The organism is Rathayibacter sp. SD072, assembly GCF_017355185.1.
Classification (GTDB): Bacteria; Actinomycetota; Actinomycetes; order Actinomycetales; family Microbacteriaceae; genus Rathayibacter.
On record NZ_JADILJ010000010.1, the window covers coordinates 1 to 18,596 of the forward strand.

Below are 18,596 nucleotides of genomic sequence, written 5' to 3' on the forward strand. Positions count from 1 at the left end.
CGGTGGGCAGGCTCGACCCGGTGACGTACGCCAGGCGCGTGCCGACCCAGGAGCTCACCGCGGCGAGGAGGTCGGCCCCGGCGAGGCCGGCGAACTCGGCCCGCGCGGTCGCCCACAGCACGTCCGACTCGGCGTAGCGGCTCGGGCGGAGGTAGCGCAGGCGGTCCACCTCCTCGCCCGCGATCGGCTCGAGGCGGCCGAGGATGCGGGCGGAGTAGTCGATGACGAGCTCGCCGACCCCGGGTTCGAGCACGTGCAGCCGGGTGCCGTGCTGGTCGAGCACCTCGCGGGGGCGCAGGGGCCGACCGTCGAGCGAGACGGTGAGCGACTCCTCGGCCGCGTAGGCGTCGGCCACCGCGATCGAGAGGACGAGCGACGCGGGTCGCGCCACGTCGAGGGTGAGGTGGGCGGTGACGTCGCGCTTCATGGTCGCTCTTCCCGGCTGATGGAGTGGACGGTGCAGGACGGTGCAGGTCTCTCGAGCGAGGCCGGGGCCTAGGGGCTCTGCTCGCCCTTGGGGGGCGGGGTCGGAGCCGCGTCGGGCTCCTGCACGAGCTGGAGTCCGCCGGAGGAGTTCGCCGAGACCGTCAGCAGATCGATCCACGTGCGGTTGATCGAGGGCACCCGGCCGCCGAAGTACTTGAAGTAGAGCGGCACGGAGGGATCGAGCCAGATGCTCGAGCGCCCGTCGCCGACCGCCGGGTCGTCGCGCCACGAGAAGAAGAAGCTCTCGCGGCGGCGCAGCTTGTTGGCGATGACGATCTGGACGTGCGTGAGCGTGCGGTCGTCGAATTCGATCTCGACGCCCGAGGCGCCGTAGAGCAGCTTCCCCATGGAGGTCTCCTGCCGCCCGTCTCCGGGCGGTGCGGTACGGTGCCCTGCGGCACGAGAAGAGGACGGAGCCGTACGGCCTCGCCCTCCGATGATACGGGCGATCCCGGCTCCCCGAGTGAGTGCGCACGCGCGATCACGGGCGTGGAACCGCCCGGCCACGACTCTATTCGAGAGGCACGGGGCGGATCCGGTGTTGACGGGCGGCGTCCTGACGGGTAGCCGCATCTGCACGCCGGCCCCGGATCCCCGGACCCGCCGAGCGGCGCCCCGGCGATGTCGGTGGTCGGACGTACGGTACCCGCATGATCGAATGCACGAGCTGTGGAACCGATGCCGTCGTCCTCGACCGCTCCGGAGCGGACGAGTCCTCCCCCGAGGACCTGGTGGTCCTCTGCGCCGACTGCGCCCCCGGCGAGATCACCGAGGTGCTCGCGGCGGCGCTCCTGGCCGGGTCACCCGGACTGCGGAGCGAGCACGCGCGAGCCGCCTGAGCGCGCATCGGTGCGGGCTCCCGGCCGCCCGGGCACCTGCGGTACGTCGACCTTCGGGTGGACCGGTGCTCGCCCCCGCCGAGACGATGTGAACCGGGGCCGGACATCCGGTCGAGGCCCATTCCGAGTCCCTTCGGTCTTCGGAGCACTCCTGAGACGACACGGACGGGGGTACGAGGTCCGGTCAGGGCCCGCCCCGAGTCGCTTCGGGCAACGGGACGTCTTCGAGACGTCACGGATCGGGGCCCGTCGTGAGGTCGCAGCCCGTTCCGAGCCCCTTCGGTCTACGCGCCGTCCCCGAGACGACAAGGATCGGGGCCCGACGTGAGGTCGCGGCCCGTTCTGCGACGCTTCGGCGAGCCATCCTCGAGACGACGCGGGTCGCGGCCCGGGGTGCGATCCGACGTGCGCCGGAACGTCCGCCGCCGCGGAGTCGGACGGAGAAGCGTCAGGACGGATGCGATCTCCACCCGCTCGGGCGACGATCCCTGGAGTGCCCCCACTGGGACTCGAACCCAGACTGAGACGATTTTAAGTCGTCTGCCTCTGCCGATTGGGCTATGGGGGCGGCTTCCGCGGGGCGCGATCAGTCACGCCCGGCGGGAGCGGGGGTCAGGACTTGGCGGGCTCTCCGCCGACGGTCACGGGCGCACCGGCGGGACCGGGGGTGCCCGCCGCGGGAGCGGCAGGAGCGGCGGCCGGAGCGGCCTTCGGTCGGGACGCGTAGGTCTCGAAGGAGCCGCGCGGGTACTCGCGCGCCTCGATCGACACGATGTCGCGGCCGAGCCAGAGGTTGTTCCACCAGCCCCACACCACGCGGAACTTGCGCTCCCACGAGGGCATGGCCAGGCCGTGGTAGCCGCGGTGCATCACCCAGGCGGGGAAGCCCTTGATCGCGATCTTGCCGGACTGGAAGACGCCGATGCCGATGCCGAGACCGGCGACGGCTCCGATGTTCTTGTGGAAGTAGTCCTTCGGCTTCTCGCCGCGGAGCACCGCGACGATGTTCTTCGCCATGAGCTTGCCCTGGCGCACCGCGTGCTGGGCGTTCGGGACGCAGTAGCCGCCCACTCCGCCGCCCGTGAGGTCGGGGACGGCGGTCGCGTCGCCGGCGCCCCAGGCACCCTCGACGAGGACGTCGTCGTGGCCGACGCGCAGGTCGGGGCGCACGCGCAGACGTCCGCGCTCCTCGATGGGGAGGTCGGAGTTCTTGATCGACGGGTTCGCCATGACGCCCGCGGTCCAGATGATGAGGTCGGACTCGAAGGTCTGACCGGTCGACAGCTCGATGACGCCGTCCTGGGCCGACTTCAGCTGCGTGTCGAGGTGGACCGTCGCTCCGCGCTGGTCGAGGTTCTTCAGCACCCAGTGGCTGGTCTCGAGCGCGACCTCGGGCATGATGCGCCCCATGGCCTCGACGAGGTGGAACTGCGTCTCCTCGAAGTCGATCTCGGGGTAGCGCTTGAGCAGCGCGCTCGCGAAGGAGCGGAGCTCGGCGAAGACCTCGATGCCGGCGAAGCCTCCGCCGACGACGGTGACGGTCAGCAGGCGCGAGCGCTCGGGACCGGCGGGCAGCGTGGCCGCCTTGTCGAAGTTGGTGAGGATGCGGTCGCGGATCGCGGTCGCCTCCTCGATCGTCTTGAGACCGATCGCGTTGTCGGCGACGCCCGGGATCGGGAAGGTGCGCGAGACGGACCCGGCCGTGACGACGATCTGGTCGTACTCGAACTCGTAGGGCTCGCCCACCGTGGGGGTGATCGTGGCGGTCTTCGCGGCGTGGTCGATCTTGGTGACCTTCGCGGCGAGGATCGCGGTCTTCTTCAGGTGGCGGCGGAGCGACACGATGGCGTGGCGGGGCTCGATCGAACCGGCGGCCACCTCCGGGAGGAAGGGCAGGTACGCCATGTACGGCAGCGGATCGGCGATCGTCACCTCGGCCTCGCCGGGGCGCAGGTACTTCTCGAGCTTCCACGCGGTGTAGAAACCGGCGTAGCCGCCACCGACGATGAGGATTTTGGGCACGGTGAACTCTCCAGAGGGATGGACTGTGCGAACACCCTACTACTCGCGAAGTGCCCGCTCTCGACGGCGGGTGGCAGCACTGACCCCGACGAATCCGAAGTCTAGCGAAGTGCGGGCCGATCGAGGCGGCCCGCCCTCCCTCCCCCCTAGGAGGCGGCGGAGTCGTCGAACGGACGGCAGACGCAGCGCTCGGGCGACCAGTCGGCGCGCGCGAGGGCGAGGTCGCCGATCGGGTTCACTCCCGGACCCGCGGCGAGCGAGTGGGCGGCCACTGCGTGCAGGCACTTCACGCGGGAGGGCATGCCCCCGGAGGAGATGCCCGCGATCTCGGCGACGGAGCCGACGCTCTCGCGGTCCGCGAGGAACGCGCGGTGCGCGGCGGCGTACGCCTCCCGCAGCTGCTCGTCCTCGGCGAGGAGGTCGTTGTACTCCGCCATCACCTGGGTGGCCTCGAGCTGGGAGATCGCGGCAGTCGCGGCGGGGTGCGTGAGGTAGTAGAAGGTGGGGAACGGCGTGCCGTCCGCCAGACGGGGGCTCGTCGAGACCACGGTGGGGTTGCCGCAGACGCAGCGGGCGCTGATGCCGACCACGTCGCGGGCGGGGCGCCCCAGCTGGGCGGAGACGACGGCGACGTCGCGCTCGCTGGGCGGATCGAAGGGGGGCGTGGTCACGAGGGCTCCAGGGGGACGTCGACCGGACGGAACGGTCCAGTCTACGCCGGGGCGCTCACGGGGCGGGCGGAGCCGGCTCGGCGGGCGCGAGCTCCTCGGTCGTCGGCTCCCCGAGGCCGGCCACCGCGATCGAGGACAGCAGCGAGCCCGCCCAGTCGACGGGCGTCTCCTGCACGGAGTCGCTCGCCGGCTGCTCCGCCTGCTGCGCCACGGCGATGTCGTCGAGCACCAGGTAGCTGACCTCGCCCGGCATGACGAAGTAGAGGCGCTCGCGGGCCTGCGCACGGATGAACGCGGGATCCGACCAGCGCGTGCGCTCCTCGTCGAGGTTCTGAGCCTGGGTCTTGGCGGCGTCGACCGTGCGCTGGAGCTCGGCGATCTCGGCGCGCTGCTCGACGAAGGTCTTCACGCTCGGGGCGAGCACCACGACGGCCATGATCATGATCCCCATCACGAGGAGGGTGAAGCCGGAGCCGCGGACGCCGGCGATCCACGCGGACGACGGCGCGGCGGGCGGCTGCTTCGGGCGGGCGGGACGGGACGCACCGGAGCGGCCCGGCGCGCCGGCGGGGCGGCTGCGCGTCGAGCCGGACGCCGCTGCGCTCCTCGTCCCCGAGGCGGGCTTCGACGCCGCGCCCGGCCTCTTCGCCGCTCCGGACTTCTTCGCCGCACCGGCCGACGACGCCGCACCGGACGCGGCGGCACCCGAGGACGCGGTCGGAGCCTCCGACTCCTGCCGACGCGGGGCGCTGCCGGGAGCGGAGGGACGGCGGGGCGGTCGAGCCATGGCGGAGGCCTCCTCGGCGGTGCTGGGGGAACGGGAGCGGCCCCGGTGCCCGCACCGAGGTGCGGGACGACCGGGGCCGCTGGGCGAGGCTACGCCGAGAAGCGCGGGAAGGCGGAGCGACCCGCGTAGGTGGCCGCACCTCCCAGGATCTCCTCGATGCGCAGCAGCTGGTTGTACTTCGCGACGCGGTCCGAGCGGGCGGGGGCGCCCGTCTTGATCTGGCCGCCGTCCACCGCGACCGCGAGGTCGGCGATGGTGGTGTCCTCGGTCTCGCCGGAGCGGTGCGAGAGGATCGCGGTCATGCCGCTGCGCTGGGCGAGGGCCACCGCGTCGAGCGTCTCGGTGAGCGTGCCGATCTGGTTCACCTTGACCAGGATCGAGTTGCCCGCCTTCTCGGCGATGCCGCGCGCGAGGCGCACCGGGTTGGTGACGTAGAGGTCGTCTCCGACGAGCTGCACCTTGTCGCCGATCTCGGCGGTGAGGTGGGTCCAGCCGGCCCAGTCGTCCTCGTCCAGCGGGTCCTCGATCGAGACCAGCGGGTAGTTGGCGACGAGGTCGGCGTAGTACGCGGAGAGCTCCTCCGCGGTCAGCTTCTTGCCCTCGAAGGTGTAGGCGCCGTCGTTGTAGAACTCGGAGGAGGCCACGTCGAGCGCCAGTCCGATGTCCTTGCCGGGGGTGAAGCCGGCGGCCTCGACGGCCTTGAGGATGAAGTCGAGCGCCTCGCGGTTGGTGGGCAGGTCGGGGGCGAAGCCGCCCTCGTCGCCCAGGCCCGTGGCGAAGCCGGCCTTCTTCAGCTGCGCCTTGAGCGCGTGGTAGATCTCGACGCCCCAGCGCAGGCCCTCCGAGAAGGACTCGGCGCCCAGCGGGACCGCCATGAACTCCTGGATGTCGACGCCGGTGTCGGCGTGCGCGCCGCCGTTGATGATGTTCATCAGCGGGACGGGCAGCGTGTGGGCGTTCGGGCCGCCGACGTAGCGGAAGAGGTCGAGGTCGGCCGACTGCGCGGCGGCCTTCGCGACCGCGAGGCTGACGCCGAGGATCGCGTTGGCGCCCAGGCGCGACTTGTTCTCGGTGCCGTCGAGCTCGATCAGCTCGGCGTCGACGAGGCGCTGGTCGGTGGCGTCGAAGCCCTCGATGGCCGGGCCGATCTCGTCGATGACGGCGTCGACCGCCTTCTGCACGCCCTTGCCGAGGTAGCGCTCGGAGTCGCCGTCGCGCAGCTCGTACGCCTCGAAGGCACCGGTGGACGCGCCGGAGGGCACGGCCGCTCGCGAGGACGCGCCGTCCTCGAGCAGGACCTCGACCTCGACCGTGGGGTTGCCACGGGAGTCCAGAATTTCTCGGGCGACGACTGCCTCGATAAGGGCCACAACTATCTCCTCTTGACGGGTGCGCCCCCGGAGGGTGGGAGCGGTCGGGAAGGAGTCTACTGACCGCCCCCGAACGGCAGGGGAACGCAGGGCGTGCGTAGACTTCCAGGGCCCTGAACACAGCAGCGCGCCCGCGCGCGAGCCGATCCGGAGGATCCCGTGACCACGACCGCCGCCGCCCTCGTCGAGCGCCTCACCGAGGTCGTCCCCGACTTCCCCGAGCCCGGGATCCTGTTCCGCGACCTCACCCCCGTCTTCGGCGACGGCGAGGCGCTGCGGGCGGTGGCCGACGCGCTGCTGGAGCCCTACCGCGGCCGGATCGACGCGATCGCCGGAGTGGAGGCGCGCGGCTTCCTGCTCGCGGCGGCCGCCGCCTACTCGGCGGGGCTCGGCGTCGTCACCATCCGCAAGCCCGGCAAGCTCCCTCGGGCGGTGCTGCGCGAGGACGCGACGCTGGAGTACGGCACGACCACGCTCGAGGTGCACGAGGACGCAGTGCCGAAGGGCGCGCGGCTCCTCCTCGTCGACGACGTGCTCGCCACGGGCGGCACGCTCGATGCGAGCCGGAAGCTGATCGAGCGGGCCGGCTGGAGCCTCGAGGGCATCGCCGTCGTCATGGAGCTCGACGGTCTCGGCGGCCGCGAGCTGCTCGCCGGCAGCCGCGTCGACGCGCTCGTCACCGTCTGAGGCGTCGGCGCCCGGGCGCGTCGCCCCGGGGCCGACGCGCGCTCAGTTGAGCGAGAGCGACATCCGCGAGAGCACGAAGGTCTCGATGACCTGCACGACCGTGTAGAGCACGAGCGAGACGCCCGTGACGAGCACGACCGCCGACCAGACGTCGTCGAAGCGCGCCTGCGCCGACCAGCCGGAGATCGAGCCGCCGATGCCGTTGCCGGTCGAGAGCCACTCGGCCAGCAGGGCGCCCGTGATGGCTCCCGGCACCGACACGCGGATCGCCGCGAACAGCGACGGCAGCGCGCCGGGGATCGCGACCTTGCGGATCGCGGTGAGGGTCGATCCTCCGTAGACCGAGACGACGTCGAGCATCTGCGGCGAGGCGTTGTTCAGTCCGAACGCGATCGTGACCAGGGCGGGGAAGAGCACCACGATGCCGCCGACGACCGCGACGGACGCGACCGTGCCCTGGCCGAACACCAGGATGATCAGCGGCGCCATCGCGATGAGCGGCACCGAGCGCAGCAGGAGCGCGAAGGGCATCAGGGCGTGCTCGACGCCCTTCGAGAGCCGGAACAGGATCGCCACGACGATCGCGACCGCGAGACCGGCGGCGAAGCCGATGAAGGAGTCCCACAGGGTGACCGCGAAGAGCGCGCCCAGCTCGGCGCGGTGCTCGGCGGCGCTCTCGCCGGTGACCAGGTGGTCCCAGACGTCCCACGGCCCCTTGATCACGTAGGGCGAGACGCCGCTGAAGAGGATGACGCCGATCCAGATCGCGAGCACGATCACGATCGTCGAGAGCGCGATCAGGGCGCTCTTGCGCAGGCTCTTGAGCGTTGCGCCCAGCGCCGCCGAGCGCAGCTGACGGCGGAGCTCGTCGACCGCGAGGATCGACGTGTCGGTCGACTGCTCGGTCCTGCCGCGGGTGAGGGTCATGAGCGCGCCTGCTTTCCGGAGGACCAGGGCGCGACGAGGCGGCCGATCAGTCCGACGATGCCGTAGCCCAGGAGCGCCACTCCCGCGCAGAGCAGGAAGAGCGCCCAGACGCGCGGCGAGTTGAGCGAGACCTGCGCGGCGACCAGGATCGGGCCGACTCCGGTCTCGATCTTGCCGAAGTACTCCCCCAGGATCGCGCCGAGGAAGGCCGCGGGGACCGCGATCTGCAGCGCCGAGAGGATGTTGGGCAGGGCCGCGATGATGCGCACCTTGCGCAGCTGCGTGAGCCTCGTGCCTCCGTAGACCGTGACCACGTCGAGCGAGGCCTTGTCGGCCGCCTTGAGCCCGAGGAGGCTGCCCACGACAGTGGTGAAGAAGACCGAGAGGCCGGCGAGGAACACCGCGGTGGCGCTCGGGAGGCCGGGAGCCTCGGCGCCGCCCATGATCAGGAGGACGAGGGTGCCGATCGCGACGATCGGGACGCAGTACGTGACGACCGCGAGCTGCGAGACGATCCCCTCCAGCCACGGCACGACGAGGACGAGGGCCGAGAGCACCAGGGCGATGAGATTGCCCCAGAAGTAGCCCACGGCCGCCTCGCCGATCGTGACGGAGAAGTTGCGCCAGTAGAAGCCGAAGCCGTCGTCGATCGCGACCTGCACGACCTGCACGGGCGTGGGTACGACGGCGTAGGTCGAGGAGCCGGTGGGTGCGCTGACGAGCGCGATGGCCCACCAGACGGCCACGATGCCGACGACCCCGAGGAGTCCGGACGCCCAGGGCGGGAGGGAGAAGGAGCGCCGCTCGAGCGCCGGAGAGGGGGAAGCCGTGGCCACGGTGCGCGTCCTAGTGCTCGTCGGCGGCCGCGCCGCCGTCGCCGAACAGCAGCTCGGAGGCCTGGTCGACGTACGCGTGGAACTCGGGGGTGCGCTGCATCTCGGGCGTGCGCGGACGGGGCAGGTCGATGTCGATGATCTCCTTGACCCGGCCTGGGCGCGGGCTCATCACGGCCACGCGGTCCGACAGGAAGATCGCCTCCGAGATGCCGTGCGTGACGAGCAGCGTGGTGGCGGGCTTCTCGGTCCAGATGCGCAGCAGCTCGAGGTTGAGCTTCTGCCGCGTCATGTCGTCGAGCGCGCCGAACGGCTCGTCGAGCAGGAGCACCTCGGGCTTGAGGATGAGGCACCGCGCGATCGAGACGCGCTGGCGCATGCCGCCCGAGAGCTGAGCGGGCTTGGCCTTCTCGAAGCCGCGCAGGCCCACCAGGTCGATGAGCTCGTCGATGTAGGACTGGTCGACCTTCTTGCCCGCGATCTCGAACGGGAGGCGGATGTTCGACATGACGCTGCGCCACGGCAGGAGCGCGTGGTCCTGGAAGGCGATGCCGAGCTTGTTGTCCCGGCGCAGCTCCTTCGGGGTGCGGCCGTCGACCCGGATGGAGCCGGACGTCGGCTCCTCCAGCCCCGCGAGGATGCGGAGGATCGTCGACTTGCCGCACCCCGAGGGGCCCAGCAGCGCGAGGAAGCTGCCCTGATCGGTGTGCAGATCGGTGTCCTGCAGCGCCGTGACGCTGCGGGCGCCCATCCGGAACGTCTTCGACAGGCCGTGGATCTGGATGCCGGTGCCGCCGGCGTCCTGCTCGCGCAGGAGGCCGGCGTCGGTCGTGTCGGTCACGGGTGGTGCCCTTCGTGGAGGTGGATCGGCGCCGGGATCAGGCGGCGTAGTCGACGAGCTCGGGGTTCTCCTCGTAGACCTCGGCGAGGAGGCTCATGTCGAAGAGGTCGTCGGCGGCGATGTCGATGCCGGCGCCCGCGAGCGAGGCGATGGTCTCGCTCTGCAGCTCGTCCGAGATCGTGAAGAGGCCGTTCGACGCGGTGTCGTCCGAGACCACGAGCTGCTCGGCCTGGATCGTCGCGCCCTCCTTCGAGGAGGCCTCGTCCAGACCCAGGTCCTTGCCGTACTCCTCGACGGCGAGCATCGCGCCCGCCTCCGGGTCCTGCACGGCGTCGGTCCAGCCCTTGATCTCGGCGACCAGGAACGCCTTCAGCGCGTCGCGCTTCTCGGCGATGGCCTGCTCGGTGACCGTGAAGGTCTCGGCGACGAACGGCAGTCCGTTGTCGGCGAAGGGCAGGTTGACGACCTCGTAGCCCTCGTTCGCGACGGTGATCGACTCGTTGGTCAGGTAGGCGATGAAGCCGTCGACGGTGCCGTTGATGAGGACGGAGGGGTCGTACTCGACCGGCACGACGGTGAGGTCGGACTCCGAGAGGCCGTTCGCGGCGAGGAGCGCCTGGAACAGCGACGTGTTCGACGCCTGGACGCCGATCTTCTTGCCGGCCATGTCGGCCGGGGTGGCGATGTTGCCCGCGGTCGCGATCGAGAGGACCGTGAAGGGGTTCTTCTGGTAGGTCGCGCCGATGATCTTCAGCGGAGCCTCCTGCTGGGCGATCACGGTGCCGACCGAGACGGCGTCGCTGAGCGCGACGTCGGCGGAGCCCGAGAGCAGCTCCGCGGTGCCGGTCGAAGGCCCCGCGGTGAGGGTGACGCCCGAGAGGCCCGCCTCGGTGTAGTAGCCCTTCGAGTCGGCGAAGAACTCGCCCGAGAACTCCTCGTTCTTGATCCAGGAGAGCTGGACCTTCAGGGTGCCGAGGTCGCCGCCCTCGCCGGCGCCGCCGGTCGAGCCGGAGGCGTCGGAGGAGCAGGAGGCGAGGACGGAGGCGCCGCCGAGGGCGAGGCCGGCCACGCCCGCCATGCGGAGGAGGCTGCGGCGGTCGAAGGCCGGGGTGCGGAAGGGCGACAGGGTCAAGGGGGACTCCTCGGGTCGAGATCGTCGGGGCTGCTGGGAGCGGCCGCGGTGATGCTGCTGCTGTGGTGCGCGGGTGGCGACGGGTGCCCGTCCAGGCGCGCCAAGTCGCGCCGATCGGGTGCCTCGACGCTATCCTCGGGAGATTTCTCGGGTGTGTCCGCAGATTTCGCGGGTATTAAGGCTCTCACGGATCCGCCAACGAATGCGCCACTCAGGCGAACCCGTCCGGCGGATCGGGTGGAGCCCCTCCCGAGTCCGCTCGATCAGCCCAGCGGCTTGAACGTCAGGGAGTCGACGTCCGCGCCGTCGCGCGGAACGAGGGCGAAGCGGGTGAAGCCCGCCGCAGCGGCCCGGTCCAGGAGCGGAGTGAGGTTCTTGCTGCGGCGCTCCAGCCGCACCCGGGAGCCGCGCGCGATCAGCTCCTGCTTGAGCGCGAGCAGCGTCTCGGGTGCCGCGTCGCGCTCGTGCACGAGCACGACCGCATCCGGGCGGTCGTCGACGGGCACGTCGATCAGCTCGACGATGCGCTCGAAGCCGATCGAGAAGCCGCACGCCGGCACGTCCTGGCCGAGGAACCGGCCGATCATGCCGTCGTAGCGTCCTCCTCCGCCCACGGAGGAGCCGGAGGACGGGTGCGCGATCTCGAAGATCGTGCCGGTGTAGTAGCCCATGCCGCGCACGAGGGTGGGGTCGAAGCGCAGCGAGACGCCCGCCGGCAGGGAGCGCAGCGCGCGCGCCAGGGCCTCGAGGGCGAGCACCGCCTCGGGGTCGACGCCCTCGGGCAGGATCCCGAGGATCGCGGACTCCTCCATGGGCACTCCCCCGCCGCTGACCGCCTCCTCGATGCGCGCGAGGTAGCCGCCGAGGACCGCCGCGGCGTCCGCTCCGTCGGCCTCGAGCTCGGCGACGACGCCCGCGGCGCCGATCTTGTCGAGCTTGTCGATCGAGATCAGGGCCGGCCCGAAGCGCTCGGGCGCGAATCCGCAGTGCTCGAGGATGCCCAGCAGGAGCCGTCGGTCGTTGATCCGGATCGTGCAGTCGCGCAGCCCCAGGGTGTCGAGCGCCGATGCGGTCGCGGTGATCAGCTCGACCTCGGCCAACTGGCCGGGCTCGCCGATGATGTCGATGTCGCACTGCACGAACTGGCGGTAGCGGCCCTTCTGCGGGCGCTCGGCGCGCCAGACCGGAGCGATCTGCACCGAGCGGAAGACGGTGGGGAGCTCGGCCCGGTGCGTGGCGTAGAAACGGGCGAGCGGGACGGTGAGGTCGAAGCGGAGCCCCAGATCGGCGAGCGCCGACGGGTCGTCGGACTCGGCGGCCGCGGCGAGGTCGTCGTGGGAGAGGCCGCGGCGCAGCACGCTGAAGGCGAGCTTCTCGTTGTCGCCGCCGAGGCCCGAGTGCAGTCGCTCGAAGTCCTCGACGACGGGGGTCTCGATCTCGTCGAAGCCGTGCGACGCGTAGACGCGGCGGATGACGGCGAGCGCGTGCTCGCGCTTCGCCTTGTCGGCCGGGAGGAAGTCGCGCATGCCGCGGGGCGGGGTGATCGAGGAGGCCATGGGCTCGATTGTCCCAGACCCCCGACCACGCGTCCGGCGCCGCCGAGCCGTCCGACACGGGCGTCGGCTAGGCTCGCCGCGCCCGGACGGTCGAGGGGACCCCCGGGCGGCGACGGACGGGGACCGGATGCACGCGGACCAGCACGACTTCGACCAGGACGGGTTCGACCAGGACGGGTTCGCCCGCTACGACGACGTGCCCGAAGCGGTGCCCCGCGGCTTCCGCTCCGGATCCGGGATCGGCGGCATCGTCGCCGAGGGCGTCTCGCGCTCCTTCGGGTCCGTGCACGCCGTGCGGGACGCGACGTTCGAGGCGCGCCCCGGCGAGGTGACAGCGCTGGTCGGCCCCAACGGAGCGGGCAAGACCACGCTCATGCTCCTGCTCGCCACGCTCCTCCGGCCCGACGCGGGCCGACTGCTCGTGGCCGGGCACGACCCGGTCGCCGAGCCGGCCGCCGTGCGGGCGTCGCTCGGCTGGATGCCCGACGTGCTCGGCTCCTGGGCGGCACTGACCTCGCGGGCGACGCTGCGCACCACCGGCATGCTCTACGGACTGCCCCGCGCCGACGCCGAGGCGCGCGCCGACGAGCTGCTCGGCCTGGTCGACCTCGTCGAGCTCGCCGACCGGCCCACCCGCGTGCTCTCGCGCGGGCAGAAGCAGCGCCTGAGCCTCGCGCGGGCGCTCGTGCACGACCCCGCCGTCCTCGTGCTCGACGAGCCCGCCTCGGGCCTGGATCCCGGGGCGCGGATCGCCCTGCGCGACCTCGTCCTGCGGCTCGCGGGCGAGGGACGGACGGTGCTCGTCTCCAGCCACGTGCTCGCCGAGCTCGACGAGATGGCCGACGCGGCCGTGTTCCTCGACGCCGGCACCACGGCGTCGCAGGAGGCGGTCTCGCACGCGGCGGGATCGCTCCGCACCTGGCGCATCGAGGCGGTGTCGATCGGCGGGCGCGAGCTCGCCGGCCTCGTCGCGCGGGTGACCGGCGCCGCCGCCCGGGAGGATCGCGACGCGGTGCTCGTGGCCGTCGCCGATGACGCGGCCGCCGCGGCACTCCTCGCGGCACTGGTCGGCTCGGGGGTCGCGGTCAGCCGCTTCGCCCCGGCCGTCGGGGAGCTCGAGCACACCTTCGCCGACCTGCGGCGAACGGGCACGGCGAGCACCGAGGAGTCCGCACGATGACCACGACGACCGCTCCCGAGCCCGTCCGCGCCCTTCCGTTCCTCCGGGGCGTGGGCCTCGTCGTCCGGCTCGAGCTCGCTCAGCGCGTCCGCGGCGTCTCGTCCTTCGTGCTGCTCGGACTGTTCTTCCTGCTCGTGGGAGCCGTCACAGGGCTCCTCGTCGTCGCGAGCGGCGTCCTGTCGGGCAGCGGCGCCCAGATCGGCGGCTGGATCTACTCCGTCCTCGTCTACTTCGTGCTGCTGCTGGGCAGCCTGGTCACGCCCGCGCTGTCCGGTGCCGCGATCAACGGAGAACGCGACGCGGGAACGCTGGCCACGATGCAGGTGACGCTCCTGACCACTCCGCAGCTGGTGCTCGGCAAGCTCGCCTCGGCCTGGCTGGTCGCCCTCGCGTTCCTGGTCAGCACGCTGCCGTTCCTGCTCGTGGCGGTGCTGGTGGGGGGCGTCTCGGCGGTCTCGGCGCTCGTCTCGGTGCTCGTGCTCGCCGTGCAGCTCGGAGTGGTCGCGGCGATCGGAGTGGGGCTCAGCGGGATCCTCGATCGGCCGCTCATGTCGGTGGTCACCACCTACCTCGTGGTCGCGGCGCTGAGCGTCGGATCGCTGATCGCGTTCGGCCTCCTCACGACGGTGACGACGTCCGAGACGCGGACCGTCTTCGTCGACGGCGAGGGGAACCCCGATCCCTCGTGCGGCTCGGGGTACGACAGCGTCGCTCCGCGCTACGACTACTACTGGGGGCTGCTGGCGCTCAACCCGTTCGTCGTCCTCGCCGACGCGGTGCCTCCGCGACTCGATGACTACGGGCAGCCCTCGGACCTGTTCGGGAGCATCGCGCTCGGGGTCCGCCAGGCGCAGATCCCGCCGGAGCTGGAGGTCGAGATCGACTGCACCGGGACGTCGGAGCAGGAGTACCGCGGGCCCGCGGAGACGTTCGCCGAGACGGTGCCGTCGTGGTTCGTCGGCCTCGCTCTGCAGCTGGTGCTCGCGGTCGGACTGGTGCTCGGAGCGATCCGGCGCACGGCGACGCCGGCCGCACGGCTGCCGAAGGGGCGCCGCGTCGCCTGACCGCGGCTAGTCGGCGGCGCGCTCGCGCTCGACGGCCCGGATCTCGTCCTGCAGGTCGCGGGTCGCGGTGCGGAGGGCGCGCTCGGCGTCCAGGCCCTGCGCCCGAGCGGAGGCGACGATCGCGAGCAGCAGGGGTCCGAGGTCGTCCTCGGACTCGATCGGCAGCGGCCCCTCCCCCGCGTCGACGATGCCGAGGGTCGTCGCCTTGCCGATCACCTTGTCGGCCAGGGCCAGCGCGGGCATGCCCTGCGGGATGCCGTCGAGGACACTGGTGCGGTGCGGCTTCTCGGTCCTCTTCAGCTCGTCCCAGACCGCGATGACGTCGTCGGCCGTCTCGGCCGTGGCGTCGCCGAAGACGTGCGGGTGGCGGCCGATCATCTTCGCGTTCATGTGCGCGGCGACGTCCTCGATGGTGAACGGCTCGGAGCCGTCGGCGGCGAGATCGGCGTGGAAGAGCACCTGGTAGAGCACGTCGCCGAGCTCCTCGATCAGATCGGCGCGGTCGCCCGCCTCGATCGCGTCGACGAGCTCGTGCGACTCCTCGATGAGGTAGCGCACGAGCGACTCGTGGGTCTGCTCGGCGTCCCACGGGCAGCCGCCCGGAGCGCGGAGGACGTGGACGGTGCGGATGAGCTCGTCGAGCCGGGGATGCGCGGTCACCCGGCCATCCTCGCATCCGCGGCCGACGGCGCTCCTCAGGCGTGGGCGAGGCGGTGCCGCGCGGTGAGCAGGCATGCCGGCACCGCGAGCGGCACCGCGACGGCGAGACCGGGGGCGGTCGCGACTCCGACGGCGGCGGCGCCCGTCACGAGCACGCCGGCCAGGTTCCAGAGCAGCACCATCGCTCCGGCGCCGTCGCCGATCGGCAGCGGCACAGGAGCCAGGAGCGCCGGGGGCAGAGACCCGCGCGTGGCGTCCATCGCGCGGGCGGCGACCGCCACGACCGCGACGGCGACGGCCGGGGCCGCGGGTCCGGAGGCGACGACCGCGGCGCCCAGGACCAGGGCCGTGACGAGGATCAGCGGCAGGATCCCGTGCAGCAAGAGCAGATCGAACGGAGCCGGGGCGAGCAGCGCGGGCTGCCCGGCCGTCGCGGCGGCGTGCCGGAATCCGTCGCTCCACACTCCTGCACCGCAGTAGGCGAGGATCCCGGCGAGCACCGCCGGGACCGCCATCAGCGAGGGCGGTGCGACGGTCGCGGCGGCCAGAGCGACGCCGGCGCCGGCGAGGGCGGCTGCTCCCGCGGCGGAGCGCGCCGGAGTGCGCAGGGCCCCGACGGCGTCCCGGATCGGCACCGCGAGGACGAACGGTGCGAGGCGCACCGCGGCGACGCGGCGGAGCCGGGCGGGCCGGGGCCGGTAGCCCTCGAGCGCATCGGCGAGCTCGCCGATCGCTCCCCTGCCCCGGGCCGCGCGCCACTGGCGCGACTGCGCCACCACGACCGGGCCACGCACCGTGTCGAGAAGGCGCGGAACGGCGGCGAGCGCGAGCACAGCCAGGGCGAGGAGCACCGCGAGGGTGCGCCCCTGCAGCGGCCCGGTCCCCGCGACCGCGCCGGCGACCAGCGCGCCGAGGACCGCGCCTGCGACGACCGAGACGGCGGCCAGTGCCGCGGAGGATCGCGGCGCCAGGCACTGCCCGGCGAGCCAGGCGACGGTGGCGAGGACGCCGAGTGCGGCGCCGGCTGCCGCGGCGAGCGCCCAGGAGGACCCGGTCACGAGGGCGGCCAGGAGCGCGGCGGCGACGCCCGCCAGGACGACGACGGCACCCGAGACAGCCACGGGCCGGCGGAGGACGAGGCGTCGGGGCAGCTCGGTCGCGAGCAGCACGGCCGTGGTGTGCGGCTCCCCCACCGCGGGGCCGCGGACCCGGCCCAGGAGGACCGCGGCGGGCAGGAGGAGCGCCGCCGCGACTCCGACGACCAGGGACGGATCCAGGGAGGCGAGGGCCGGTCCGGGGTCGCCGAGCAGCAGCACGAGGGCCCGCAGCACCGGCAGCACCACGACGAGGAGGGTCAGAGCTGCGAGGTAGCCGGCGTAGGCGCCGCCGCCGTGATCCGCTGCGGAGCGGGAGCGGTGCAGCGCGCGGACGGCGCGGATCCGGGACGCGCTCATCGGGCGCCCAGCTCGATCACCCGCGTCGCCAGCCCCTCGGTCATGACCGAGCTGTGCGTCGCGAGGAGCACAGCACGCCCGCGCGCGGCCTCGCGGAGCACCTCCACGGCGAGCGGCACGCGGTCGACGTCGAGCCGCTGCTCCGGCTCGTCGAGCAGCAGCACCTCGCTCGGGCGCGCGAGGACGAGGGCGAGCGAGAAGAGCTGGGTCTGACCCGAGGAGAGCTCGTGGGGGAAGCGGAGGGCGAGCGGAGAGAGTCCGAGGGCGTCGAGGCCCCGGGACGCTTCGGCGCGGGCGTGGTCCAGCGATGCGCCCCACGAAAGAGCGACCATCGCCAGGTGCTCCTCGAGGGTGAGGTCCCGCTCGACAGGCGGTGTGCCGAGGAGGGCTGCGACGCGGCGGCGGTGCTCACGGGAGCGCTCGTCCACCGGAGCGCCCGCGACCTCGACGGTGCCGGCGGTAGGAGGGGTGAGCCCGGCGATCACGCGGAGCAGGGTGGTCTTGCCGCTGCCGTTGGGACCGGTGACCGCGACGACCGCCCCCGCCTCGACCTCCAGCGAGAGCGGCGCCAGCAGCTCGGCCTCGGCCGTCCGCACGGCGACGTCGCGGAGCCGGACGAGCGGAACGCCGGCTGCCGAGGGGGCGGAGCGGCGACGACGGGCGAGCAGCGGCATGCCTTCATCCTGTCGGCGCCCCGCGGCCTCCGCATCCGCCGGTCAGCGGAGTCCACATCCGTCGGTCATCGGGCCGTAACACGACGCGGCTATCGTCGCCGCGGGGCGCACCCGGCGACCCGGAACAGGATCACCGTGCCCGACACCACTCCCCTCGACCGAGGCGCCCCGCCGAGCGCCGAGCTGCACATCCACATCGAGGGCACGATCGAGCCCGAGCACATCGTCGAGATGGCACGCCGCAACGGAGTCGCCCTGCCGACCGAGGACATCGACGCCCTGCGCGCCCGGTACGCCTTCACCGACCTCGGCTCGTTCCTCGACCTGCACTACTCGAACCTCACCGTGCTGAAGACCGAGCGCGACTTCTTCGAGCTCGCCACCGGCTACCTCGACCGCGCGAAGCTCGCCAACGTGCGCCGCGCCGAGATCTTCTTCGACCCGCAGACGCACCTCGGCAACGGGGTCGCGCTCGAGACCGTCATGGCCGGTCTCACGCGGGCTCTCGGGCCCAGCGTCGAGACGCACGGCATCTCGACGGACCTGATCATGTGCTTCCTGCGCGACCTCGGCGCGGAGGCCGCCGACGAGATGCTGACGGCGATCCTCCCCTACCGCGAGCACATCATCGGGGTCGGGCTCGACTCGAACGAGGTCGGCTTCGGACCGGAGCTCTTCGTCGACGTCTACGCACGCGCGGCGGCCGAGGGGTTGCGGCTCGTCGCGCACGCCGGCGAGGAGGGCGGCCCGGAGACGGTGGCGGCGACGCTCGAGCTGCTGAAGGTGGAGCGGATAGACCACGGCATCCGCTCGATGGAGGACCCGGCGGTCGTGGCGATGCTCCGAGTGCAGAAGGTGCCGGTGACCGTCTGCCCCCTGTCGAACGTCGCTCTGCGGGCGGTCGACACGATGAAGGACCACCCGCTGCCCGAGATGCTCCGGCAGGGCCTCGTCGCGACGGTCTCGAGCGACGACCCGCCCTACTTCGGCGGCTACGTCGATGCGAACTACCGGGCGCTCGTCGAGGAGCTCGGCATGGACGACGCGCAGCTCGAGCAGCTCGCGCTGAACTCGTTCGACGCCGCGTTCATCGACGCGGACGACCGCGACCGCTGGAAGGCGGAGGTCCGGGCGCACTTCGGGCACTGACACGCTCCGCGAGATGCCACTCCGGTACGCCGCCCACGGCGTGTCGCGTACCGGAGTGGCATCTCGCGCGGGCTCGCTAGGAGTGGTCGTCCACGTCGGGCTCGGCCCGGGCGAGGTCGGCGACCTCCTCCTCGGGGCGCGGGGCGACGGTCTCGTCGTCCTCGAGCTCGGGGATGCTGGGCTCGTCGGGCGCGGGGACGCGGGGCGGGACGGAGTGCTCGTCGGGTGCGGTCACGGTGATCCTTCGTTCGGGGTCGGGTGGCG

19 protein-coding genes, 1 tRNA gene and 1 pseudogene are annotated in these 18,596 nt (G+C 72.5%); 5 read left to right on the forward strand and 16 right to left on the reverse strand.

The window, feature by feature from the left end; genetic code table 11:
* Positions 1–427 (reverse strand): annotated as a pseudogene (locus IOC53_RS05930) (transglutaminase); the annotation flags it as partial.
* A 68-nt stretch (positions 428–495) separates the two neighbouring features.
* A complete protein-coding gene (locus IOC53_RS05935; protein WP_207403445.1) occupies positions 496–834 on the reverse strand; it encodes an ATP-dependent DNA ligase in 339 nt (112 codons plus the stop codon).
* A 302-nt stretch (positions 835–1,136) separates the two neighbouring features.
* On the opposite strand from IOC53_RS05935, the gene IOC53_RS05940 reads away from it, so the two are divergent.
* Positions 1,137–1,325 carry a hypothetical protein gene (locus IOC53_RS05940; protein WP_207403446.1) on the forward strand — a complete coding sequence of 63 codons (189 nt, stop codon included), beginning with the start codon at positions 1,137–1,139 and terminating at the stop codon, positions 1,323–1,325.
* 494 nt (positions 1,326–1,819) lie between these two features.
* On the opposite strand, the gene IOC53_RS05945 is transcribed toward IOC53_RS05940, so the two are convergent.
* The 5 genes from IOC53_RS05945 to eno form a co-directional block, all read right to left on the reverse strand.
* Positions 1,820–1,893, reverse strand: a tRNA-Leu gene (locus IOC53_RS05945).
* Positions 1,894–1,937: 44 nt separating this feature from the next.
* The gene (locus IOC53_RS05950; RefSeq protein ID WP_207403447.1) at positions 1,938–3,347 is read right to left on the reverse strand and encodes an NAD(P)/FAD-dependent oxidoreductase; all 1,410 of its coding nucleotides are present in this window, start codon (positions 3,345–3,347) and stop codon (positions 1,938–1,940) included.
* A gap of 146 nt (positions 3,348–3,493) precedes the next feature.
* The gene (locus tag IOC53_RS05955) at positions 3,494–4,018 is read right to left on the reverse strand and encodes a DUF501 domain-containing protein (protein WP_207403448.1); all 525 of its coding nucleotides are present in this window, start codon (positions 4,016–4,018) and stop codon (positions 3,494–3,496) included.
* Between the two features lie 55 nt (positions 4,019–4,073).
* Positions 4,074–4,805 (reverse strand): septum formation initiator family protein, encoded by a 732-nt coding sequence (locus IOC53_RS18825; RefSeq protein ID WP_242682990.1) that lies wholly within the window; start codon positions 4,803–4,805, stop codon positions 4,074–4,076.
* 89 nt (positions 4,806–4,894) lie between these two features.
* Positions 4,895–6,175 carry a phosphopyruvate hydratase gene (gene eno / locus IOC53_RS05965; RefSeq protein ID WP_055793720.1) on the reverse strand — a complete coding sequence of 427 codons (1,281 nt, stop codon included), beginning with the start codon at positions 6,173–6,175 and terminating at the stop codon, positions 4,895–4,897.
* Between the two features lie 159 nt (positions 6,176–6,334).
* Between eno and IOC53_RS05970 the strand changes: the two genes are divergently transcribed.
* Positions 6,335–6,862: an adenine phosphoribosyltransferase gene (locus tag IOC53_RS05970; protein ID WP_207403449.1), complete on the forward strand. Its 528-nt coding sequence runs from the start codon at positions 6,335–6,337 to the stop codon at positions 6,860–6,862.
* A 42-nt stretch (positions 6,863–6,904) separates the two neighbouring features.
* Here IOC53_RS05970 and IOC53_RS05975 read toward each other — a convergent pair whose 3' ends face one another.
* From IOC53_RS05975 to hisS, 5 genes are all read right to left on the reverse strand, one after another.
* Positions 6,905–7,789: an ABC transporter permease gene (locus IOC53_RS05975; protein WP_207403450.1), complete on the reverse strand. Its 885-nt coding sequence runs from the start codon at positions 7,787–7,789 to the stop codon at positions 6,905–6,907.
* Positions 7,786–8,625, reverse strand: a complete 840-nt coding sequence (locus IOC53_RS18830) for an ABC transporter permease (RefSeq protein WP_207403451.1) — start codon at positions 8,623–8,625, stop codon at positions 7,786–7,788. The genes IOC53_RS05975 and IOC53_RS18830 overlap by 4 nt, the downstream gene beginning before the upstream one ends.
* 10 nt (positions 8,626–8,635) lie before the next feature.
* Positions 8,636–9,373 (reverse strand): ABC transporter ATP-binding protein, encoded by a 738-nt coding sequence (locus tag IOC53_RS05985; RefSeq protein WP_207403519.1) that lies wholly within the window; start codon positions 9,371–9,373, stop codon positions 8,636–8,638.
* A gap of 127 nt (positions 9,374–9,500) precedes the next feature.
* Positions 9,501–10,595, reverse strand: coding sequence for an ABC transporter substrate-binding protein (locus IOC53_RS05990; protein ID WP_242682991.1), 1,095 nt, complete (start codon positions 10,593–10,595; stop codon positions 9,501–9,503).
* A 263-nt stretch (positions 10,596–10,858) separates the two neighbouring features.
* Positions 10,859–12,151: a histidine--tRNA ligase gene (hisS, locus tag IOC53_RS05995; protein WP_207403452.1), complete on the reverse strand. Its 1,293-nt coding sequence runs from the start codon at positions 12,149–12,151 to the stop codon at positions 10,859–10,861.
* Positions 12,152–12,278: 127 nt separating this feature from the next.
* Between hisS and IOC53_RS06000 the strand changes: the two genes are divergently transcribed.
* Both IOC53_RS06000 and IOC53_RS06005 read left to right on the forward strand, forming a co-directional pair.
* Positions 12,279–13,331: an ABC transporter ATP-binding protein gene (locus IOC53_RS06000; protein ID WP_207403453.1), complete on the forward strand. Its 1,053-nt coding sequence runs from the start codon at positions 12,279–12,281 to the stop codon at positions 13,329–13,331.
* Entirely contained in the window at positions 13,328–14,395 is a 1,068-nt protein-coding gene (locus IOC53_RS06005; RefSeq protein WP_242682992.1) for an ABC transporter permease, read from the forward strand. Before IOC53_RS06000 ends, IOC53_RS06005 begins: the two co-directional genes overlap by 4 nt.
* A 6-nt stretch (positions 14,396–14,401) precedes the next feature.
* On the opposite strand, the gene IOC53_RS06010 is transcribed toward IOC53_RS06005, so the two are convergent.
* From IOC53_RS06010 to IOC53_RS06020, 3 genes are read right to left on the reverse strand one after another with little or no spacing between them, the layout of a single operon-like run.
* Positions 14,402–15,055 (reverse strand): MazG family protein, encoded by a 654-nt coding sequence (locus IOC53_RS06010; protein WP_307786082.1) that lies wholly within the window; start codon positions 15,053–15,055, stop codon positions 14,402–14,404.
* A gap of 35 nt (positions 15,056–15,090) precedes the next feature.
* On the reverse strand, positions 15,091–16,509 hold the full coding sequence (locus tag IOC53_RS06015) for a hypothetical protein (RefSeq protein WP_207403455.1): 1,419 nt from the start codon (positions 16,507–16,509) through the stop codon (positions 15,091–15,093).
* Entirely contained in the window at positions 16,506–17,183 is a 678-nt protein-coding gene (locus tag IOC53_RS06020) for an ABC transporter ATP-binding protein (RefSeq protein ID WP_207403456.1), read from the reverse strand. Before IOC53_RS06020 ends, IOC53_RS06015 begins: the two co-directional genes overlap by 4 nt.
* A gap of 135 nt (positions 17,184–17,318) precedes the next feature.
* Here IOC53_RS06020 and IOC53_RS06025 point away from each other — a divergent pair, with 135 nt between their 5' ends.
* A complete protein-coding gene (locus tag IOC53_RS06025) occupies positions 17,319–18,332 on the forward strand; it encodes an adenosine deaminase (protein ID WP_207403457.1) in 1,014 nt (337 codons plus the stop codon).
* A 76-nt stretch (positions 18,333–18,408) separates the two neighbouring features.
* Here the strand turns inward: IOC53_RS06025 and IOC53_RS06030 are convergent, their stop codons facing one another.
* Positions 18,409–18,567 (reverse strand): hypothetical protein, encoded by a 159-nt coding sequence (locus IOC53_RS06030; RefSeq protein ID WP_207403458.1) that lies wholly within the window; start codon positions 18,565–18,567, stop codon positions 18,409–18,411.
* Between the last annotated feature and the right edge of the window lie 29 nt (positions 18,568–18,596).